Source organism: Rhizobium sp. AG207R (assembly GCF_027109195.1).
Classification (GTDB): domain Bacteria; phylum Pseudomonadota; class Alphaproteobacteria; order Rhizobiales; family Rhizobiaceae; genus Rhizobium; species Rhizobium dioscoreae.
In genome coordinates this window covers 13,658-33,444 of the sequence record NZ_JAEPVT010000007.1, presented here as the reverse complement: position 1 = coordinate 33,444, position 19,787 = coordinate 13,658, and the positions used below count along the sequence as shown (strand labels likewise).

17 protein-coding genes are annotated in these 19,787 nt (G+C 60.5%); 5 read left to right on the top strand and 12 right to left on the bottom strand.

Annotation, left to right across the window (positions count from 1 at the left end; genetic code table 11):
• Nucleotides 1-103: 103 nt before the first annotated feature.
• Nucleotides 104-652 (bottom strand): NADPH-dependent FMN reductase, encoded by a 549-nt coding sequence (locus JJQ51_RS17535; protein ID WP_269245001.1) that lies wholly within the window; start codon nt 650-652, stop codon nt 104-106.
• Between the two features lie 71 nt (nt 653-723).
• Nucleotides 724-2,097 (bottom strand): GH1 family beta-glucosidase, encoded by a 1,374-nt coding sequence (locus JJQ51_RS17530; RefSeq protein ID WP_269245000.1) that lies wholly within the window; start codon nt 2,095-2,097, stop codon nt 724-726.
• A gap of 258 nt (nt 2,098-2,355) precedes the next feature.
• On the opposite strand from JJQ51_RS17530, the gene JJQ51_RS17525 reads away from it, so the two are divergent.
• Nucleotides 2,356-2,760, top strand: coding sequence for a DoxX family protein (locus JJQ51_RS17525; protein ID WP_269244999.1), 405 nt, complete (start codon nt 2,356-2,358; stop codon nt 2,758-2,760).
• Nucleotides 2,761-2,805: 45 nt separating this feature from the next.
• On the opposite strand, the gene JJQ51_RS17520 is transcribed toward JJQ51_RS17525, so the two are convergent.
• The 5 genes from JJQ51_RS17520 to JJQ51_RS17500 form a co-directional block, all read right to left on the bottom strand.
• Nucleotides 2,806-3,993, bottom strand: a complete 1,188-nt coding sequence (locus JJQ51_RS17520; protein ID WP_269244998.1) for a Gfo/Idh/MocA family protein — start codon at nt 3,991-3,993, stop codon at nt 2,806-2,808.
• Nucleotides 3,994-4,285: 292 nt separating this feature from the next.
• Nucleotides 4,286-5,341, bottom strand: a complete 1,056-nt coding sequence (locus tag JJQ51_RS17515; RefSeq protein ID WP_069616013.1) for a sugar phosphate isomerase/epimerase family protein — start codon at nt 5,339-5,341, stop codon at nt 4,286-4,288.
• A 266-nt stretch (nt 5,342-5,607) separates the two neighbouring features.
• On the bottom strand, nt 5,608-6,555 hold the full coding sequence (locus JJQ51_RS17510; protein WP_069616012.1) for a substrate-binding domain-containing protein: 948 nt from the start codon (nt 6,553-6,555) through the stop codon (nt 5,608-5,610).
• Nucleotides 6,556-6,624: 69 nt separating this feature from the next.
• Nucleotides 6,625-7,635, bottom strand: a complete 1,011-nt coding sequence (locus JJQ51_RS17505; RefSeq protein WP_269244997.1) for an ABC transporter permease — start codon at nt 7,633-7,635, stop codon at nt 6,625-6,627.
• A gap of 58 nt (nt 7,636-7,693) precedes the next feature.
• Nucleotides 7,694-9,217 carry a sugar ABC transporter ATP-binding protein gene (locus tag JJQ51_RS17500; protein ID WP_269244996.1) on the bottom strand — a complete coding sequence of 508 codons (1,524 nt, stop codon included), beginning with the start codon at nt 9,215-9,217 and terminating at the stop codon, nt 7,694-7,696.
• Between the two features lie 167 nt (nt 9,218-9,384).
• Between JJQ51_RS17500 and JJQ51_RS17495 the strand changes: the two genes are divergently transcribed.
• Both JJQ51_RS17495 and JJQ51_RS17490 read left to right on the top strand, forming a co-directional pair.
• Nucleotides 9,385-10,410, top strand: a complete 1,026-nt coding sequence (locus JJQ51_RS17495) for a LacI family DNA-binding transcriptional regulator (RefSeq protein WP_113354899.1) — start codon at nt 9,385-9,387, stop codon at nt 10,408-10,410.
• Between the two features lie 12 nt (nt 10,411-10,422).
• A complete protein-coding gene (locus JJQ51_RS17490) occupies nt 10,423-10,779 on the top strand; it encodes a VOC family protein (protein ID WP_269244995.1) in 357 nt (118 codons plus the stop codon).
• Between the two features lie 38 nt (nt 10,780-10,817).
• On the opposite strand, the gene xylA is transcribed toward JJQ51_RS17490, so the two are convergent.
• From xylA to JJQ51_RS17465, 5 genes are all read right to left on the bottom strand, one after another.
• On the bottom strand, nt 10,818-12,128 hold the full coding sequence (gene xylA / locus JJQ51_RS17485; RefSeq protein ID WP_269244994.1) for a xylose isomerase: 1,311 nt from the start codon (nt 12,126-12,128) through the stop codon (nt 10,818-10,820).
• Between the two features lie 166 nt (nt 12,129-12,294).
• Nucleotides 12,295-13,752, bottom strand: a complete 1,458-nt coding sequence (xylB, locus tag JJQ51_RS17480) for a xylulokinase (RefSeq protein WP_269244993.1) — start codon at nt 13,750-13,752, stop codon at nt 12,295-12,297.
• A 37-nt stretch (nt 13,753-13,789) separates the two neighbouring features.
• Nucleotides 13,790-14,815 carry a LacI family DNA-binding transcriptional regulator gene (locus tag JJQ51_RS17475; RefSeq protein ID WP_269244992.1) on the bottom strand — a complete coding sequence of 342 codons (1,026 nt, stop codon included), beginning with the start codon at nt 14,813-14,815 and terminating at the stop codon, nt 13,790-13,792.
• 146 nt (nt 14,816-14,961) lie between these two features.
• Complete coding sequence (locus JJQ51_RS17470; protein WP_269244991.1) at nt 14,962-16,569, bottom strand: DHA2 family efflux MFS transporter permease subunit; 1,608 nt, start codon at nt 16,567-16,569, stop codon at nt 14,962-14,964.
• 24 nt (nt 16,570-16,593) lie between these two features.
• Complete coding sequence (locus JJQ51_RS17465) at nt 16,594-17,814, bottom strand: HlyD family secretion protein (protein WP_269244990.1); 1,221 nt, start codon at nt 17,812-17,814, stop codon at nt 16,594-16,596.
• 181 nt (nt 17,815-17,995) lie between these two features.
• Between JJQ51_RS17465 and JJQ51_RS17460 the strand changes: the two genes are divergently transcribed.
• Entirely contained in the window at nt 17,996-18,676 is a 681-nt protein-coding gene (locus JJQ51_RS17460) for a TetR/AcrR family transcriptional regulator (RefSeq protein WP_113354877.1), read from the top strand.
• Between the two features lie 208 nt (nt 18,677-18,884).
• The gene (locus JJQ51_RS17455; protein ID WP_113420179.1) at nt 18,885-19,724 is read left to right on the top strand and encodes a GyrI-like domain-containing protein; all 840 of its coding nucleotides are present in this window, start codon (nt 18,885-18,887) and stop codon (nt 19,722-19,724) included.
• Nucleotides 19,725-19,787: the final 63 nt, after the last annotated feature.

The following is a 19,787-nucleotide window of genomic DNA, read 5'->3' as shown; positions in this document are numbered from 1 at the left end:
TCTCCTTGGCGGAGAAGTCTGCCGTCAGGTCTTCAATAAACGGTTAAGGCGAATTGGAGATTCCTACAGGAAAGAGTTGTATATCTGCCGAAACCGGAAGAATTCATGCCTTAGTGGCAATCGCTCGCGCGAAACGGCTTAGACTTGCGGATAAAAGGCCGCTTTCTCGTGCCTCCAGCAGCATCGCGGCCTGCATCTCATCGCTCTTGCCTGCAACCGGCAGGCGCAAGAAAGCGTCTTCAACAATATACAGCGACATGGTCTGCAAGACATCGGTGAGCTGTGCCAATACGAGATCGCCGCGATGTGAGGCATGGGCAAACATCAGCGGCTTGAACGGCACCTCGTCGCGCGACACCAGCCAGTCCAGCGCATTCTTGAATCCGCCGGGTATGCCATGGGCATATTCCGGGCACGACACGATCAAACCATCTGCCTTACCGATCTCCGCCGCAAATCTCTCGACGATAACAGGTGTTCGCTCACCCTCATTATCCGGATTGAAGATCGGCAATTCACCGATCAGATCACAAATCGCAATGTTGATGCCTTCGGGGCACGCAAACCGCAGCGCCTCCAGCAGCCTGCGGCTGGCCGAAGCCTGCCGCAGGCTGCCGCAAAGCGCATAAAGAAAAATCGGCCGCTGGATCATGCGCGATGTCTATCAGGCCTCGCCGATTCGAGCGATAGCCACCCTCCCCTTGAGGGAGAGCCAGGACAACATCAGACCGCCTTGTGGTTACCCCTCGGAAACTGCGAGGCAAGCTCCCTGTACCACTTGCCGCTCTTCTTGATGGTGCGCACCTGGGTCTCGTAATCGACATGAACGAGGCCGAAGCGCATGCGGTAGCCTTCCGCCCATTCGAAATTGTCCATCAGGCTCCAGGCGAAATAGCCGCGCATCGGATAGCCGTCCTTGATGAGATCGGCGACGACGCCGAGATGCTCGATGTAATAGTCGAGACGCGGCTGGTCATCGACCTCGCCGCTGACGACGCCCATATTGTAGCAGGCACCGTTTTCGGTGATGTAACACTCCGGCAGGTCGTAGCGCTTGTTGAGATCCTCGACGACGTGCTTCAGGCCCGGTGCATAGATTTCCCAGCCGATATCGGTTTTCACGTCGCTTGCTGGCGGCGCTTCCTTCGTCCCGGGGAAATCACCGCTCCTGGAGGCGTCGTCGGAGACGCGCATCGGCATATAGTAGTTCAGGCCCCACCAATCGAGCTTCTGGTTGATGGTCTTGAGATCACCCTCCTCGATGACAGGCATGCGATCGCCGAGCGCCTCGACGAATTCCTTCGGATATTCGCCCTTGAAGATTGGATCGAAGAAAGCGCCATTGTGGAACTGATGCGCGCGTTCGACAGCGGCGGCATCTTCCGGGCTATCCGAGCCCGGCAGGATCGAAGCGGCGTTCAGCACGATGCCGACAGACACCTTCGGCGCGACGGAGCGGATCGCCTCGACGCCAAGGCCGTGGGCAAGGTTCATATAGTGCATCGCATAGAGCGCCGCCTGCATATTGCGCTCGCCGGGCGCATGGACGCCATAGAGGTGGCTCAGCCAAACGATACACCAAGGCTCGTTGAAGGTGGCGACAGAATCCAGGCGGTCGCCGAGGCGGGCCATGACGGTCTTGGTGTAGCGCTGGAAGGCATGCGCCGTCGAGCGCGCCGTCCAGCCGCCATCGCCGGCAAGCGCCAACGGCAGATCCCAATGGTAGAGGGTCGCAAAAGTCTTGATGCCGCGCGCCTTGCAGCCATCCACCAGGCGATCATAGAAATCGAGGCCGGCTTCGTTCACCGGGCCGGTGCCTTCGGGGATGATGCGCGGCCAGGCGATCGAGAAGCGATAGGCCTCGACGCCCATGTCCTTGATGAGATCGAGATCCTGCTCCAGACGGTTATAGTGGTCGCAGGCGATGTCGCCATTATTGCGCTGATAGACGCGGCCCGGCATGTTGGCGAAAGCATCCCAGATGGATGGCTTGCGACCGTCGGCCTTGGTGGCACCCTCGATCTGGAAGGCGGCGGTGGCAACACCGAATGTGAAATCGCCGGGGAAGCGATCGGCAAGAAGCTTCGGATCGATCATGGTGAAAATCCCGTCTGTTATGGCTTCGTTGGCTGCGGTTTAACCAAGCGGCATGACAAAGTACAGTGCCGGCACGGGAAAACTGCAACGTTGCAGGCGCCGACAAACCGGACCGGCGAAAGGCGCCTGAAAAAACTTCACCGGCAGCAGCAACACTCTTCGCACGGCTTGATAACAGCAATGTCAACAGTCGTGACTTGTCTTTCGGTATGGGATCAATTGAGGGTAGCAGCCAAACTTGACAGTGAAAGGACACAAATGCTCCCTGCGATCCACGCCCTACATCCTCATCTTCTGAGCCTGCTACGCATCGTTGCCTCGCTCGTGCTCTTCAGCTATGGAACGCAGAAGGTGCTGCATTTCCCGGCGGCCGAAAATGTGCCCGCTATCGGATCGCTGTCCTGGATCGCCGGCCTGCTCGAACTCACTCTCGGCTTCCTCGCCCTGATCGGCTTCAAGACGCGGATTGCAGCGTTCATTCTGTCAGGCCTGATGGCCTTTGCCTATTTCCTGCGTCATGCGCCGCAGAGCTTCTATCCCGCCCAGAACGGCGGCACATCTGCTATCCTCTTCTGCTTCATCTTCCTGTTTCTCGCCAGCGCCGGCGGTGGCCCGCTGAGTGTCGACGCGCTGACCAAGCGCAGACAGGGCATCGCCGCCTGAATAAGCAGGTTCGAGGCGGCAAAACCGCCTCGAACCTCCCCAAGCCTAGAGCTTGACCCAGGCGCCGTTGCGCTTCGAGGACGCAACGCAAGCCTCGACGAAAGCCACGCCCTTCACGCCGTCATCGACGGTCGGGTAGATCACGGCAGGATCGACGGCCACGCCCTTCTTGCGGGCGTTGATGGCACGCGCAGCCTCGGTATAGATCGTAGCGAAAGCTTCCAGATAGCCTTCCGGATGACCCGACGGGATGCGCGAGACGCGCGCCGCTGCGGCACCCGAGCCAGCACCGTTACGGGTGATCAGCCGCTTCGGCTTGCCAAACGGCGTGTACCATAGATAGTTCGGATCGGCCTGCGTCCACTCGATGCCGCCCTTGGTGCCATAGACGCGGAGCTTTAGGCCATTCTCATGGCCCGGCGCCACCTGGCTGCACCAGAGCATGCCCTTCGCGGGCTTTTCCTTGCCCTTTGCCTTGAAGCGCAGCAGCACATGGCCGTTATCGTCGAGACGACGTCCTTCGACGAAGCTGTCGAGATCCGCGGCAAGGCTGTCCAGCTCGAGGCCGGTCACGAAAGAAGCGAGATTATAGGCATGCGTGCCGATATCGCCGGTGGAGCCGCCGACGCCCGACTGGGCCGGGTCGGTGCGCCAAGCCGCCTGCTTCTGGCCGGACTGCTCGATATTCTCGGTAAGCCAATCCTGCGGATATTCCGCCTGCACGATGCGGATATCGCCGAGCTCACCATTGGCGATCATCTCGCGCGCCTGGCGGATCATCGGATAGCCGGTGTAGTTATGCGTGAGGATGAAGAGCGCGCCGCTTTCATCGGCCACCTTCTTGAGCTTCTTGGCGTCGGCAAGATTGGAGGTCAGCGGCTTGTCGCAGATGACATGGATGCCGCGGCGCAGGAATTCCTTGGCGGCGTCATAATGGACATGGTTCGGCGTGACGATCGAGACCGCTTCGATGCCGTTCTTCAGCTTGGCTTCGCGGATCGCCATGTCGCGATAGCTGGAATAGGTGCGCGAGGGATCGAGACCAAGATCGCGGCCGGATGCCTGAGCCTTTTCCGGCGAAGACGAGAGCGCGCCGGCGACGAGATCAAACTGGTCGTCGATGCGCGCGGCGATACGATGCACCGCGCCGATGAATGCGCCGGCGCCGCCGCCCACCATACCGAGCCGAATGCGCGGCTCCCGCGTCTGTTCCGATGATCCTTCGATTGCCATTTTGTCCTCCTGAATGAATGAAATTCGCATTTGGGTGCCTGTCGTTCCAAGCCACCCGCCTCGCCCTTCGAGGGCCTTACAGGCCACCTCAGGGTGAGGCTGATCCACTACGCCAGCGCCACACCACACCCTTCCATCTAGCGATGCCAAAGATAGCTCTTGTGGAGTTTCGCGAGAGTCCGCTCCGCCCTCATCCTGAGGTGCGGAGCTTCCTGAGCTCTGCGAAGGAGTGAAGTCTCGAAGGACGACGGCGGCCTGGGCAGCATTCTCTCTCCGCTAGGGAGAAGAGAAATTATGATAGCCCCAGCATGCGCCGGTTCGCCGCCTGGTCCGTACCGCTGCCGGCAAAATCGTCGAAAGCCTTTTCCGTGACGCGGATGATATGTGCCTTGACGAATTCAGAGCCTTCGCGGGCGCCGTCTTCGGGATGCTTCAGCGCGCATTCCCATTCGACCACGGCCCAGCCGTCGAAATTATTGGCGGTCATCTTCGAGAAGACGGCACCGAAATCGACCTGGCCGTCGCCAAGCGAACGGAAGCGGCCGGCGCGCTCGACCCAGCCCTGATAGCCGCCATACACGCCCTGGCGCCCGGTCGGATTGAACTCCGCATCCTTGACGTGGAACATCTTGATGCGGTCCTTGTAGATGTCGATGTTCTCGAGATAATCGAGGCACTGCAGGACGTAATGCGAGGGATCATAGAGCATGTTGGCGCGCGGATGGTTCTTTACGCGCTCCAGGAACATCTCGAAGGTGATACCATCATGCAGGTCTTCGCCCGGATGGATCTCATAGCAAACGTCGACGCCGTTTTCATCGGCATGGTTGAGGATCGGCGTCCAGCGGCGGGCAAGCTCCTCGAAGGCGGTCTCGACAAGGCCAGCCGGGCGCTGCGGCCAGGGATAGATGAAGGGCCAGGCGAGCGCACCAGAGAAGGTTGCATGGGCCTTGATGCCGAGATGCTTCGACGCCGTCAGCGCCATCTTCACCTGTTCGACCGCCCATTCCTGCCGAGCCTTCGGATTGCCACGCACTTCCGGAGCGGCAAAACCATCAAAGGCTTCGTCATAGGCCGGATGGACGGCGACGAGCTGGCCCTGGAGGTGGGTGGAAAGCTCGGTGACCTCGACGCCGTTGGCGCGGGCGACACCGGCGAACTCGTCGCAGTAATCCTTGGAGGAAGCCGCCTTCTTCAAGTCGATGAGCTGGCTTGCCCAGGTCGGAACCTGCACGCCGATATAGCCGGCGTCGGCAGCCCATTTCGTGATCGAATCCCACGAGTTGAAAGGTGCGGCATCGCCGGCGAACTGGCCAAGAAACAGGCCTGGTCCTTTGATCGTCTTCATCTGTATTTCCTCCCTGATCGCGTTCTGTAAACGTTTCCGATGCCTTTCGGACCCATATCCGAGGCGGCTGAGGGCCGCAGCCTCCAAAAACTATAGGGTCGTCGGGCTGAAAGTCGAATGCCCTGCGACCTAATCACGGCACGCCGCAGACGGCAAGAGGTACGTGCCGCAAAATTTCCATCCACCGCAAAACGAGGGCTGATGGAACACTTAAAAAACGCCCGCCGAAACCGGCGGGCGCCCTCGAAGATGAACCGAGGAACCGATCAGAACGGTGAATCGGGGAAGTAGAAGTCCTTGGCATTGTCCTTGGTGACGAGTGTCGCATCCAGGATGTAGTTGCCGCGAACCGGAACCTGATCGTAGAAGTTGGCAGCCGTCAGTTCCATGGCGGTGCCGACCATTGCCGGCGGGTAGAGGACGTCGACCGGGATCAGCTTGTCGCCATCCATGACCTTCTTGATCATGTCCTTCGAGCCGGCGCCGGCGATGATATACTTGATATCGGTACGCTTGGCCTGCTCGATTGCCTGCAGAACGCCGACGGCCATGTCGTCATCCTGACACCAGACGACGTCGATCTTCGGGAACTTGGTGAGGTAGTCCTGCATGACCTTGAAGGCGTCGTCGCGGTTCCAGTTGCCGTACTGGCGGTCGAGAACCTTGACGTTCGAGCCGGCAATGCCCTTGTCGAAGCCGTCCTGGCGCTGCTGATCGATCGGGATCGGCAGGCCGCGGATGACGACGACCTGGGCATCCGGCGTGTTGGCCTTGATGTATTCGCCCGCGACCTGGCCGAGCGCCGGATTGTTGCCGGCGACATAGAGGTCACGAACGGAATTGTCGTTGTTGCTCGGCGCACGGTCGACGAGCGCCACGAACTTGCCCTTGTCCTTGACTTCCTTGATGGCATTGACGAGCGGATCGGGATCCGACGGCAGGATGACGAGCGCATCGATACCCTGTGTTTCAAGGTCCTGCACGGCGTTTGCCTGGCTCGCCGCGTCAGGCGAGGTCTTGACGATGACGTTCAGCCCCGGATGCTCCGCCATCAAGAGCTTGGCGACGCGCTCGGCATGGAAGACCACGCCCGAGGTCCAGCCGTGGTCGGCGGCCGGAATGGAAACGCCGATCGTCACCTTCTTGTCCTCGGCATGGACCGTGCCGGCCAGAGCCGCCATCACGACAGCCAAGCCTATGAGTCTCTTTCGCATATTTCTTCCTCCCAGATAGAGACAGGGCCTTGTCACCAAGAACCGGGCGCCCCCTGACCCGGCTATTCGCTATTTGCGGGCGAGTGAACGCTGAACCAGCATGGCGATGATGATGATCGCGCCCTGGATGGCGTTCAGCAGATACTCGCTGATGAAATTGGAAAGCAGCATGATGTTGCCGACGAGCTCCAGGATGAAGGCGCCACAGATCGTGCCCCATACCCTGCCCGCTCCGCCCTTCAGCGCCGTGCCGCCGACGACGACCGCGGTGATCGCCTGCAGCTCCCAGAGACTGCCCGTCGTCGCCGACGTCGAACCAAGCCGCGGCACATAGAGAAGCACGGCGATCGACACGCACAGGCCTTGGATGACGAAGGCGACGGTGCGCACGCGATTGACCGCCACGCCGGAATAGCGCGCAACGTCGCGATTGGAACCAACGGCGATGACATGCCGCCCATAGCGAGTGCGGTAGAGAATGAAGGCCGCAATGCCGGTGACGACAAGAATGACCACGATCGGCACCGGCACACCAAACACGGTGCCATAATAGGCGGGCTTGTAGAGCGCCTGCAGATTGGCCGGACGCAAGGTGATCGCACCACCCTGCGACAACCAGGTCGTCAAGCCGCGATAGACACCCATGGTGCCGAGCGTCGCAATGAAAGGCTCGATCTTGCCCACGGTCGTGATCAGGCCATTGGCCAGGCCGCACAATATACCTGCAATGATCGAGAACAGCACGGCCGCCGCCAGCATCAGGGCGGGATCGGCGATGGCGCCCGAATTCATCAGGAGGATCATCAGGCTCGCAACGAAGGCAACCATCGCGCCGACAGACAGATCGAGATCGCCGGCCGAGATGACAAAGGTGGCGCCAACCGCGATGATGGCGATGAAGGCGCATCTCGTCGCAACATTGGTGAGATTGGTAATGCCGATGAAGTTCGGATTGACCAGCGCGCCCACGATCAGAAGCAGCACCAAGGCTGCAAACGGCGCCACGGCCCTAAGATCGACATCCCGCCAGGAGCGCCCCCGCCGGCCTGTCTTGCCGCTGCTGTCTTCACCCACGCTCATAACCAAAACCAACCTCCCGTCCCATGATTGCTGGGAATTCGCCTTGCTCCGCCGCCCTTCAGGCAGCCGTCTTTTTCTTCAGGCCCGCCGCATAACGCATGATTTCCTGCTCGGTGATCTCTTCGCCTTCGAGCACGCCGACGATCCGGCCCTCGCGCATCACGGCAACCCGTGTGCAAAGCCCGATGACCTCGGGCATTTCCGAAGAGATCACAATGATCGAATGACCGTCGCGGGCCAGCGCGGAAATGAAATGATAGATCTGCTGCTTCGTACCCACATCGATGCCGCGCGTCGGCTCGTCGATGATGATGATCTGCGGCTCGGTCTCCATGATCTTCGCCAGAAGCAGCTTCTGCTGGTTGCCGCCGGACATGCGGCCGGCAACGATATTGCCGTCACGTACGCGTATATCAAAACGGCGGCGCGCTCGCGCCAGCGCATCGGCCTCGCTGGAGGCGCTCAGATAGCCGAACTTGCCATGCCGGTCGAGCGACTGCAGGGTCAGATTGACGATCATGCCGGAATTCAGGAGCAGACCCTTCGACTTGCGGTCCTTGGTCATATAGGCAAGCCCGGCATCGATGGCTGCATGCACATCATGCGGCGGCACCGTTTGACCGTTGGCGACGACCTCGCCGGAGACACGCGAGCGCAGACCGACGATCGCTTCCATCAGCTCGGTGCGTCCCGAGCCAATCATGCCGGAAAAACCCAGGATCTCGCCTTTTCGCAGCTCGAAGCTCGCATCATGGACGTAGCCGGTCGAGACCGAGGCAACGCTGAGCACCACCTTCTCGTCGACATCGGGCTCGTTCTTGGCCGGATAAAGGCTGGAAAGCTCGCGCCCGACCATTAGCTGAGCAATCGATTCGCCATCGAGCAGCGAGGTCGGTGATGTCTTCACCCATTGGCCGTCGCGCAGCACCGTGACGCGATCCGTCAGTTCCATGACCTCATCGAGCTTGTGGGAGACGAAGACGAAGCTCGTTCCCTGGTCACGCAGCTTGCGCACCTGCTTGAACAGGAAATTGGTCTCCTCGCGCGAGAGAACAGCTGTCGGCTCGTCCATGAAGACGATGCGCGCATCGCGGCTGATCGCCTTTGCGATCTCCACCATCTGCTTGTCGGCGATGGAGAGCGTGCTGATGATAGCATTCTCATCGACATGCGAGCCGAGAAGGTCGAGCACGCGCCGCGTTTCCGCGCGCATGAGCTTGCGATCGAGCACGCCGAAACGCGTGACTTCGCGGCCGAGAAACAGGCTCTCGGTGACGGTCAGATGTTCCGCAAGATTGAATTCCTGATGGATGATGACGATGCCGAGCGCTTCCGCCGCGCCATTTGGCGGCAATTTCACCGGCTTGCCATCGAGGAGGATTTCGCCCGAGGTCGGCTGCTCGAAACCGGAGAGAACTTTTACCAGCGTCGACTTGCCGGCGCCGTTTTCGCCCATCAGCGCATGGATTTCGCCGGCCCGAAGATCGAAATTGACGCTGAACAGCACCTGCACGCCGTTAAAGGACTTGGAAATCCCTCTCGCAGACAGCACGACCGCACCGTCGACGGCTTCCGAACTCATTGAATCCTCCCTGCGGTCCCACCCGCTTTCCACGGTATGTAAACCTTTACATACATCGTGTAAAGGTTTACATCATTGGATATTGTACAAAATTTCGCGGTTACCTTTGACCTCCACGTAAGTCTGTGTAGTCTCCAGCCCGAGACGAGACCCCAAGGCAGAGCGCAGTGTCGAATTCCACGCCCGCAACTATCGAAGACGTCGCCCGAATTGCCAATGTTTCGATAGCAACGGTTTCGCGGGCCATCCATACTCCGGAGAAAGTCGCCAATTCGACGCGGCTGAAAGTCAATCAGGCTATCGCCGTTACCGGTTATACTACCAATGCCATGGCGCGCAGCCTGAGACTCGGCCGCTCGAACATGATTCTCGTCGTGGCGCCCGATATCGGCGATCCCAATTTCTCGAATATTTTGATCGGTCTGGAAAACGAGGCGCGTTCGCACGGCTATGGCATCCTGATCGGCCACACGCAGAACGATGCCCAGCGCGGCCTGGAATATCTGAAGTTCCTGAACTCTAACCAGGCGGCGGGATTGATCCTCTTCACCGGCATCCTGCCCTTCGGACATCAGACGATGACAGCGCGGTTGCCGCCGAGCGTCGGTGTCTTCGAACCGGTCTTCAACGGCGGCATCCCTTATGTCGGCGTCGACGATATTGCCGGCGCGCGTAAGGCCGTGGACCTCCTGATTGCCGAGGGCCATCGCAAGATCGCCTTCATCGGCGATTCCCGCACCCGCCTCGCCTATAGCCGCCGGCGCATGGGTTACGAGGCCGGACTGGATGCGGCCGGCATCGGACAGGACCTGCGCATCGTCTTGGACGGCGACGGCACTATCGAGAGCGGGCGACTCTCCGTCGAGCAGCTTTTCATGCGAGACACGCTCCCGACGGCCTTCATGTGTGTCAACGACCAGACCGCGATCGGCGTGATGATCGGCCTGAAGGCACGCGGCTACGATATCCCCGAGGATTTTTCGGTAACCGGCTTCGACGACGTGCCCCAAGCCGTCTTCATGACGCCATCGCTGACGACGATCCGGCAACCCCGCACCGCCATCGGCAAGCATGCGATGGCACTTCTGCTGGAACTGCTTTCGGATGGCGAGCCGGCCGAGACGGAGATCCTGCTGCGGCCGGATCTGATCGTGCGGAACTCGGTCGGAGCTCCGCCGCGCAGCCGGCGCTAGGCAGTCGCAACGATGCCGCTTGGCAGAATCACCCTCTATGTCCGCGATGTCGAAGCGACGATCAGCTTTTACGAGCAGCATTTCGGATTCAAGCCACTCCGCCTGGAGGGCGATCGGATTGTTGAACTGCTCGCGCAGGATGGCGGCGCCAATCTGATGATCCATCCGGCGGGTAAGGCGCAGAAAATGGGCCAGGTGCTGGTCAAGCTGGTCTTCGACGTCGAGCATGTCGAAGCTTTCCACGCTAAGTGTGCTGAAGAGGGGCTGGAGTTCGGACCGTTGCATCAGGCCGACGGCTATGTTTTCGCCAATGCCAAGGACCCCTCAGGGAATCCCATAGCCATTTCCAGCCGCGCCTTCAGGCGATAATCCGGGAGGCGATGAAGATCGCCTCCCGGACGCATCGATCAAACGTAGCGATTGACGATGTTTTCCAGCAGTTCCTGCTTGCCGGACTTCGGCTGCGGGTTGACGTCCTTGGTCTCGACCCACTGGGCGATCTGGTCGAGCGAATATTCGCCGCGCAGCAGCTTCTGGCCTTCGGCCGAATCCCAGCCGGCGTAACGGTCGGCGAGCGGCTTGGAGAGCGCCTTGTCTTCGATCATCTTGGCAGCAGCCTTCAGGCCGCGAGCGCAGCAATCCATGCCGCCGATGTGGCCGATGAGCAGATCTTCCGGATCGAGCGACTGACGGCGCAGCTTGGCGTCGAAGTTCGTGCCGCCGGTCTTGAACCCGCCGCCTGCCAGAACCTGGTAATAGGCCAACGTCATTTCCGGAACGTTGTTCGGGAACTGGTCGGTATCCCAGCCGGACTGGTAGTCATTGCGGTTCATGTCGATGGAGCCGAAGATGCCCAGCGCATTGGCAAGCGCCAGTTCGTGCTCGAAGGAATGACCGGCAAGGATCGCATGACCCTGCTCGATATTGACCTTCACTTCGTTTTCGAGGCCGTACTTCTTGAGGAAGCTGTAGACCGTGGCGACGTCGTAGTCATACTGATGCTTGGTCGGCTCCTGCGGCTTCGGCTCGATCAGGATCGTGCCCTTGAAGCCGATCTTGTGCTTGTACTCGACGACGAGATTGAGGAAACGACCCATCTGGTCCATTTCGCGCTTCAGGTCGGTGTTGAGCAGCGTCTCATAACCTTCGCGGCCGCCCCAGAGAACATAGTTTTCGCCATTGAGCTTGTGCGTGGCGTCCATGCAGGTCTTCACGGTCGCAGCCGAGAAGGCGAAGACATCCGGATCCGGATTGGTCGCAGCGCCCGACATGAAGCGGCGGTTGGAAAAGAGGTTTGCCGTGCCCCAGAGCAGCTTTACGCCGGTATCGGCCTGCTTCTTGGCGAAGTAGTCGACGATCTCGTTGAGGTTCCTGGTGTTCTCGGCGAAATTCTTGCCTTCCGGACGCACGTCGGCATCGTGGAAGCAGTAATAGGGAGCGCCGAGCAGCGTGAAGAATTCGAAGGCGACATCGGCCTTAAGCTTGGCGGCTTCCATCGTCTCGTTGAACCAGGGGCGCAGGAAGGTCTGGCCGCCGAAGGGATCGCCGCCCGGCCAGGTGAAGGTGTGCCAGTAGGCGACGGCGAAGCGCAGATGGTCTTCCATGCGCTTGCCGGCAACGACTTCGTCCTTGTTGTAATAGCGGAAGGCCAGCGGATTGGTGCTGTCTGGGCCTTCGTATTTTACCTTGCTGATGTCACCAAAAAATCCGGTGCTCATGTCTCATCTCCTTGGGTTGGTGTTTCGATATTGTTGTGTCACTTTGATGCCTCTCATCCGACCCTTCGGGCCACCTTCTCCCCGAGGGGAGAAGGTATGGGTGACCGCAGTAAGCTCCGTCGTCCCCTCTCCCCTCGGGGAGAGGGCTAGGGTGAGGGGGTTGACCTCAAACCATGCTCAGCGGCTTGATTGCCGGATAAACCGCCCGATAGCGCTTGTAGGCATCCGCATAAGCATCCGTCAGGGACGCAACCGGATCGATCGTGCCGGCCGTCTGCGGCGGGGTGCAGACTGCAACCGGGTCGGCGCCGGTCGCCGCAATCAGGCCGAGGCGTGCGGCACCGAAAGCGGCACCGAAATCGCCGTCCGCCGGCACGTCGACGGGTACGCCGAGCGCAGTGGCGATCGAAGCCAGCCAGTAGCGCGAACGCGAGCCGCCGCCGATTGCGGTCACGCGCGCGATGTCGGTGCCGGCCGAACGCAGCGCTTCCAGATTGTCGCGAATGGCGAAGGACACGCCTTCGAGCACGGCTTGCGTCAGCACGGCGCGGCCGCTTTCATGGCCGAGACCGATGAAGGCGCCGCGGATGGTAGCGTCGTTGTGCGGCGTGCGCTCGCCCGAGAGATAGGGAAGGAAAGTAACGCTGGTCGGCGCCTTCAGCGTCTCACCAAGCTCTGTGGTGAGTTCGGCAGCGGATTTGCCCGTCACATGCGAATGCCAGTTCAGTGCATCGGTTGCCGAGAGGATGACGCCCATCTGATGCCAGGTATTCGGCAGTGCGTGGCAGAACGCATGCACGGCGCTTTCCGGCTTCGGCAGATAGGAACCGTTGGCGGCAAAGAGCACGCCAGACGTGCCGAGCGAAACGAAAGCAGCGCCGTGGCTCACCGTACCCATGCCGCAGGCCGAGGCCGCATTGTCGCCTGCCCCGCCGGCAACGACGACATCGCCGGCAATGCCCCATTTCGAGGCCAGCTCGCCACGCAGCTTGCCGGCGACCTCAGTGCCTTCGACCAGCGTCGGCATCTGCTTCTCATCGAGATTGGTCGCCGCCAACAGCTCGGACGACCATTTGCGTTTGCCGGTATCGAGCCATGACGTGCCGGCGGAGTCGGACATTTCCGACATGTGCTCGCCCGTCAGCCAAAGGCGCAGATAATCCTTCGGCAACAGCACCCAACGCACTCTAGCGAAAATCTCCGGCTCATGCTTGGCGACCCAGGCGAGCTTCGGTGCTGTAAAGCCGGGGAAGACGATATTGCCGGTCAGCGCGCGGAAACGTGGATCGGCGTCGAGGGCGGCGGCTTCCTGGTAGCTACGGGTATCGTTCCAGAGGATGCAGGGCCGCAGCACCTTATCATCGGCATCGAGCAGCGTCGCGCCATGCATCTGGCCGGAAAGGCCGATGCCGCGCACCGCCGCCAGCTCCTTCGGATGCGCCGCTTTCAGCCCGGCAACGGCCTCCTCGGTCGCTCGAATCCAATGCGCGGGATCCTGCTCCGACCAGCCTGGATGCGGGCGCGAGACGTCAAGCCCGCCATTGGCGGAGCCGATGATCTTCTGATTGCCGTCGATCAGCATCGCTTTGACGCCGGAGGTTCCGAGATCGAGACCCAAATACATCAGATGTTGCTCCCTATGCTCTGCCGCGTTCGAATGCTCAGGGCAGATTATCCTTCAAGAAAATGTCGAGACGTATGCGCTCCTGATCGGCAATGACGGCCTGACCGTCGGCTGTCGCCTTCATGATGCGGATGGCGCTGCGGATTTCATGGCCGGCATCCTGATTGAGGACGGCATCGATCGTGCCGTCCAACAGCGCCGCTCGCGTATGCTGCGTCAGTTCATGCACGACCACCGTCAGCTCACGCTCGGGCCGCACGGCTTTCAGGGCCGCAATCAGACCACGGTTGCCGGCGCCGAGGCTGTAGATGCCGATGATACTCTTATTTGCGGAGAGCGCCTTTGAAACGAGCGATCGGGCCTGTTCGGGATCGTCACGTCCTTCCAGCACAGGCAGCAGCCGCAGCTTGGGAAACTCCTCTGCCATCACGGCAGAAAAGCCCTGCAGGCGCTCGCGATGATCGCGCACCAGCATCGAGCCGGCGAGAACGGTAAGATCGCCTTCACGACCGCCCAGGAAGCGCCCGAGCAGCCGCGCGGCGGTCCGTCCGGCGGCGATATTGTCGATTCCCGCATAGTGATGACGGGCGGAATCAGTGAGATCCGAGACCAGCGTAATGACAGGAATACGCTCCGAGACGAGACGGTCGACGGCGGCTCGCACTTCCGGCGCATCGGTCGCCACGAGAGCGACGCCGGCGATATCCTGCCCCTGCAAGGCGTCCAGTGCCGTGACCAGCGCCGGCACATCGAACGGCGGCACCTCGACGATGCGGATATCGGTGCGCTCTATGCTGGCCCGCAAGGTTGCCTGATGCACCTCGAATCGCAGCCCATGCATGAAGGAATTATCGCCGGTCGGCACAATGAAAACAAGAGGATAGACACGGCTCTTGGCCAGGTTGGCAGCAGCGACATCGCGGATATAGCCGATCTGCCGGATAGCGGCTTCCACCTTCTCCCGTGTCACCAGCCGTACGCCCGGACGCTGGTTCAGGACTCGGTCCACCGTGGCGAGGCTGACGCCCGCAGCAGCGGCGATGTCATGCACGGTCGGTCTCATGGGTTCCTCCTGCGGAAACCCTTACTGCGATTTTTGATGTACGTAAATCAAAAATTTCGGGCCGGTGAATTTTTCCAAACGACCCCCAAATGAAAAAGGCCCCTCCGAGGAGGGGCCATGCCTTGGGAGCATTATCAAGAGCCGGATTAGTGGCCTCCGCCACCACCGCCGCCGCCCGCCGCATTCGGCTTGCTGAGCATCAGAACGCCGAGGATCATCGCGAGAAACAGCACGGTCAGCATCAGGAAAATATCCCCGAAGGACATCACGACCGCCTGCCGCGTCGCCATATTGACCATTTGCTTCAGGGCGGCCTGATCACCGTCCAAGCCCGCTGCATTGAAGCTGGCGGCCATGTTGTTCAATTGGGTAACGGCGGCATGGCTGCCCCAATGAACATGGTCGCGAAGGTTGAAATAATGCTGGTCCTGCCGGTTCGTCAGAAGCGTGTTGATGATCGCAAGACCGACGGCTCCGCCGAGATTACGCGTGAGATTGAACAGGCCTGATGCACCGCGCATACGGGCGGGCGGCATGGTTCCGAGCGCGATATTGTTGATCGGCACCATGCAGAGCATCAGACCGAAACCGCGCAGGATCTGCGGGATGAGCAACTCCCAGAAATCCCAGTCCACCGTCAGGTGCATCATGATGTAGGTACCGGCCGAGAAACTGGTGAAGCCGATGATCATCAGGATGCGCAGGTCGACCTTGCTCGACAGGAAGCCGGCCAGCGGCGCCGTGAAGAACATGGTGAGGCCGGAGACAAACATCGTCTCACCGATCTGCAGCGAATCGTAGCCGCGAATGCGCGCGAGATAGAGCGGATAGATATAGGTGAGGCCATAGAGGCCAATGCCCATGACGAAGGAGAATATCGACCCGAAGGAGAAGTTCTTGTTCGTGAAGGCTCTGAGATCGACCACGGGGAATTCGACCGTGAAGGCGCGATAGAAGAAAATCACGGCACCGATAGCGGATGCGATGGCACCCGCAACGATGTAATTGTCGTTGAACCAATCATTCGTATTGCCTTCCTCAAGCACATATTCCAGCGCGCCGAGGAAAACACCCATCGAAATCAGGCCCCACCAGTCGAACTTCTTCATCAGCGACAGCTCGGGCTTGTCGAAGTCGATGAAATTCCAGGTGACGATGGCAACGATGATACCGGGCGGAATATTGACCAGGAACAGCCAGTGCCAGGAGAAGGCGTTGGACAGATAGCCGCCGACGGTCGGGCCGATCGTCGGCGCGAGCGTGGCGATCAGGCCGATGATCGGCGAGACGACGTTGCGCTTGGACGGCGGAAAGATGGTGAAGGCTGCCGCAAAGACCGAGGGGATCATGCCGCCGCCGATGAAGCCCTGCAGGGCGCGGTAGATGATCATCTGATCGATATTGGTGGCGGTCGCGGCAAGCGCGCTCGATATGGTAAAGCCGGCGGCCGAGATCGCGAAGAGATAGCGCGTGGAAATGATGCGCGCCAGCGTTCCCGATAGCGGGATCATGATGACTTCGGCGATCAGATAAGCGGTCTGCACCCAGCCGATTTCATCCGAGCCGGCGCTGAGGCCGGCCTGGATTTCGCTGAGCGAGGCGGAGACGATCTGAATGTCGAGGATCGACATGAACATGCCGAGCACCATCGCCAGAAAGGCGATGAGCTTTCTCGGCTCGATATGGTCAGCCGCAGGCGCGGCTGGGCCGGCCGCGCGTGGGGGCGACCCGGCTGTAGTGCTGGCGGAAGACATTTCGTCTCTCCCGAGCTCGATCGTTTACTTGTCCGGCGCCGTGCGGGTATCGACGTCGACGACGACGCTGAGGCCTGCGCGCAGACGGCCGGTATTGAGCGCGTCCTGCGGCAATGCGATACGGACAGGCACGCGCTGGATGATCTTGGTGAAGTTACCCGTCGCGTTTTCCGGAGGCAGCAGCGAAAAGACCGAGCCGGAGGCCGGCGAGATCGATTCTACGGTGCCGACGATCGGATGGTCGCTATAGGCATCGACGTGAACGTTGACCTTGGAACCGGGAACCAGGTGCTGGATCTGCGTTTCCTTGAAGTTCGCGTCGATATAGAGCTGGCGGATCGGCACGATCGCCATCAGCTTCTGCCCGGGGGAGACGAGATCGCCTTCCTGGACCGAGCGATTGCCGACGATGCCGTCATACGGAGCCTTCAGCACGGTAAAGGACAGGTCGCGGGCAGCCTTATCGCGCGCGGCTTCGAGACCCTTGATCGTGCTTTCGGCCTGACGGCGCTGGGCCTGCAGCAGGTTGATGTTGGCCTGTGCGGATGCGATGGCGGCGTCGCCGCCGACCAGATTGGCCTTGGCCTGATCCAGCGCGATATTGGCGCTGTCCAAAGCGGCCGTGGTGCCGACCGACTTCGACTGCAGTTCAGCAGCGCGCGTCTGGGTAATCTGGGCGCCGCGGACCGTGGCTTCCAGGGCAACCTTCTGCGCCTGCGACTGGGCAAGGGCTGCCTGGCCGGCAGCGATCTGTGCATCGATGGTATGGAGTGAAAGCTGCTCGGTGTCGAGCGAGGCCTGAGCCTGGCCGAGCGCAAGCTTGTAGTCGCCGTCGTCGAGCGTTGCGAGCACGTCGCCGGCCTTGACCTGCTGGTTGGCCACGACGTTTACCTTGGCGACATAGCCCGTTACCTTCGGCGATATCGTGGCGATGTCGCCGCCGATATAGGCGTCATCGGTGGAGACCATGAAGCGGCCGCTCGTCCACCAGTCATAGCCATACCAGCCACCGGCTGCGAGAGCCGCGACGATGATGATCGGAAAAACCAGGCTGCGCCGCTTCTTCTCCGATGGCGGTGGGGCCGCAGGGGCCGGAGCAGCAGGCGCAGCCTGGGCGGGGGCAGGGTTGCTGCGCGTTTCGGCCGCTGGAGCCTCGGCAGGCGCACCGGTTTCCCGGGCTTCCACTTCTGCATCAGCGGGCTCGTTCACGATGCGCGCTACATTGTTTCCATGACTTGACGACATTTCCCTACCACCGAAAATCTGGCAAAATAATCGAACCGAACGGTTCGGTTCAATTGACATAGAGCCTTTCTCACGCCATATCAAGAGATATCGAACTGAGCGGTTCGATTTATTTCGCGAATCTGTTTAAGATTCAGAAAAAGTGATCGAGTATCGCGTAAAGGAGACACTGAAAGAGCCGATGAAACACGAATCCCAAAATGCCGCCGTATTGAACGCGCCTGCGCCGGGCTCCGGAGGGCGCTGGGCAGCCGGCGAGGACCCTGCCAAGCGTCATCAGATTCTCGAAGGCGCCAAGCGTGTCTTTATGAAAATGGGCTTCGATGCGGCGAGCATGAACGATGTCACCCGCGAGGCGGGCGTTTCCAAGGGCACTCTCTACGTCTATTTTGCCAACAAGGAAGATCTGTTCGCCGCCATGATGGAGAGCGAGCGCACCCATTTCGTCAACCTTGTCCGCAATGCCCTTTCAGACGAAGCGGATGTCACGACCTCGCTTTATGATTTCGGCATCGTCTTCGTCACGCACGTCACCTCGGATAAGACCATCAGCGCAATGCGCACGGTCATCGGCGTGCGCGAACGCATGCCCTCGCTCTGTCAACGCTTCTTCACCGGCCCCGAAAATCTGCGCACGGTGCTGCGCGGCTTCCTCGAGCGGCAGGTTGCCGCCGGCCATCTCAAGATCGACGACTTCGACATGGCTGCCCGCCACTTCCTGGAAATGGCCAGCGGCGGCTATTTCAAGCTGCGGCTCTTCGGCGACATGGAACAGCCGCCGTCGAAGGAAGAGATCGACTATGTCGTGCGCGGCGCCGTCCGCGTCTTCCTGGCAGGCTACGGTCCGGATCGCAGGGATTAGAGCAATTCCAGGGAAAGTGTGCAGCGGCTTTTCGTCCGGAATTGCGTGAATAGAGCGGTTCGGAGATTCCGTGAAAAACTGAACTGCTCTGGGATGAACAGGCCTCTCCCGCCGGCCACAACGGTGTAGTCATTCAACTCCGCAATGGCGATCAAGCATTGCCACCGCCACAGGCCTATGACTGGCCTGGCAACCAGGGGAGTTGAAAATGAGCGCGATCGGCAGAGCGATATGGTTTATCGAAAGCCATTTTAAATCCGACATCTCGCTCGACGAGATCGCCGAGACGGCCGGGCTGTCGCGCTTTCATCTCTCGCGCGTCTTCGGCATGACGACCGGTCACTCGATCAGCAGCTATATCCGGAACCGCCGCCTCAGCGAAGCGGCTCTCGCACTGACCGACGGCTCCTCTTCCATTCTCCAGGTTGCCCTCGATGCCGGCTACGGCTCGCACGAGGCTTTCACCCGTGCCTTCCGCGAGCAATTCGGCATGACGCCGGAAAGCCTGCGCAAACAAGGACACGTTCGCAACCTCGCTCTACAGGAGCCGATCAGAATGGACGACACCCGCCTTCCCAAGCTCGATGCACCGCGCTTCGAGACCCATCCCGCGATGCTGCTTGCCGGTCTTGCGGAAACCTATGCCTATGAGGCGACAGAGGCCATCCCCTCGCTCTGGCAGAAATTCAACGAGCATTTCGGCCATATTCCCGGCCAGATCGGCAATGTCGCCTATGGCGTCTGCACCCAGGCGGAAGAAGGCAGCGAAAGCTTCCGCTATATGTCGGCAGCCGAAGTTTCCGCCGCCGACGGCTTGCCAGAAGGCTTCGTGACGGTGAAGCTGCCGCAGCAGCGCTATGCGATCTTCACGCATCGCGGCCATATCTCCGGCATTTCCGCCACGGTGCATCAGATCTTCGGCGAATGGCTGCCGCAATCGGGTCAACAGCATGCCGGCACACCCGACATGATGGAGCGCTATGACGACCGCTTCGATCCGCGCACCGGCATGGGCGTGACGGAAATCTGGATACCCCTGGACGCCTGAAAACCAAGCCTGGGAACAGAGCCCTTGAAACAAGGCCGCCGCCACGAAATTGGTGGCGGCGCT

Excerpts from the sequence above, each read along its gene's own strand:
- JJQ51_RS17525 (WP_269244999.1), top strand. The coding sequence starts at position 2,356 with ATGCTCCCTGCGATCCACGCCCTACATCCTCATCTTCTGAGCCTGCTA.
- JJQ51_RS17465 (WP_269244990.1), bottom strand. The coding sequence starts at position 17,814 with ATGTCGTCAAGTCATGGAAACAATGTAGCGCGCATCGTGAACGAGCCC.
- JJQ51_RS17530 (WP_269245000.1), bottom strand. The coding sequence starts at position 2,097 with ATGATCGATCCGAAGCTTCTTGCCGATCGCTTCCCCGGCGATTTCACA.
- JJQ51_RS17475 (WP_269244992.1), bottom strand. The coding sequence starts at position 14,815 with ATGAGACCGACCGTGCATGACATCGCCGCTGCTGCGGGCGTCAGCCTC.
- JJQ51_RS17500 (WP_269244996.1), bottom strand. The coding sequence starts at position 9,217 with ATGAGTTCGGAAGCCGTCGACGGTGCGGTCGTGCTGTCTGCGAGAGGG.
- JJQ51_RS17505 (WP_269244997.1), bottom strand. The coding sequence starts at position 7,635 with ATGAGCGTGGGTGAAGACAGCAGCGGCAAGACAGGCCGGCGGGGGCGC.
- JJQ51_RS17515 (WP_069616013.1), bottom strand. The coding sequence starts at position 5,341 with ATGAAGACGATCAAAGGACCAGGCCTGTTTCTTGGCCAGTTCGCCGGC.
- JJQ51_RS17455 (WP_113420179.1), top strand. The coding sequence starts at position 18,885 with ATGAGCGCGATCGGCAGAGCGATATGGTTTATCGAAAGCCATTTTAAA.
- xylA (WP_269244994.1), bottom strand. The coding sequence starts at position 12,128 with ATGAGCACCGGATTTTTTGGTGACATCAGCAAGGTAAAATACGAAGGC.
- JJQ51_RS17460 (WP_113354877.1), top strand. The coding sequence starts at position 17,996 with ATGAAACACGAATCCCAAAATGCCGCCGTATTGAACGCGCCTGCGCCG.
- JJQ51_RS17470 (WP_269244991.1), bottom strand. The coding sequence starts at position 16,569 with ATGTCTTCCGCCAGCACTACAGCCGGGTCGCCCCCACGCGCGGCCGGC.
- JJQ51_RS17510 (WP_069616012.1), bottom strand. The coding sequence starts at position 6,555 with ATGCGAAAGAGACTCATAGGCTTGGCTGTCGTGATGGCGGCTCTGGCC.
- JJQ51_RS17520 (WP_269244998.1), bottom strand. The coding sequence starts at position 3,993 with ATGGCAATCGAAGGATCATCGGAACAGACGCGGGAGCCGCGCATTCGG.
- JJQ51_RS17535 (WP_269245001.1), bottom strand. The coding sequence starts at position 652 with ATGATCCAGCGGCCGATTTTTCTTTATGCGCTTTGCGGCAGCCTGCGG.
- xylB (WP_269244993.1), bottom strand. The coding sequence starts at position 13,752 with ATGTATTTGGGTCTCGATCTCGGAACCTCCGGCGTCAAAGCGATGCTG.
- JJQ51_RS17490 (WP_269244995.1), top strand. The coding sequence starts at position 10,423 with ATGCCGCTTGGCAGAATCACCCTCTATGTCCGCGATGTCGAAGCGACG.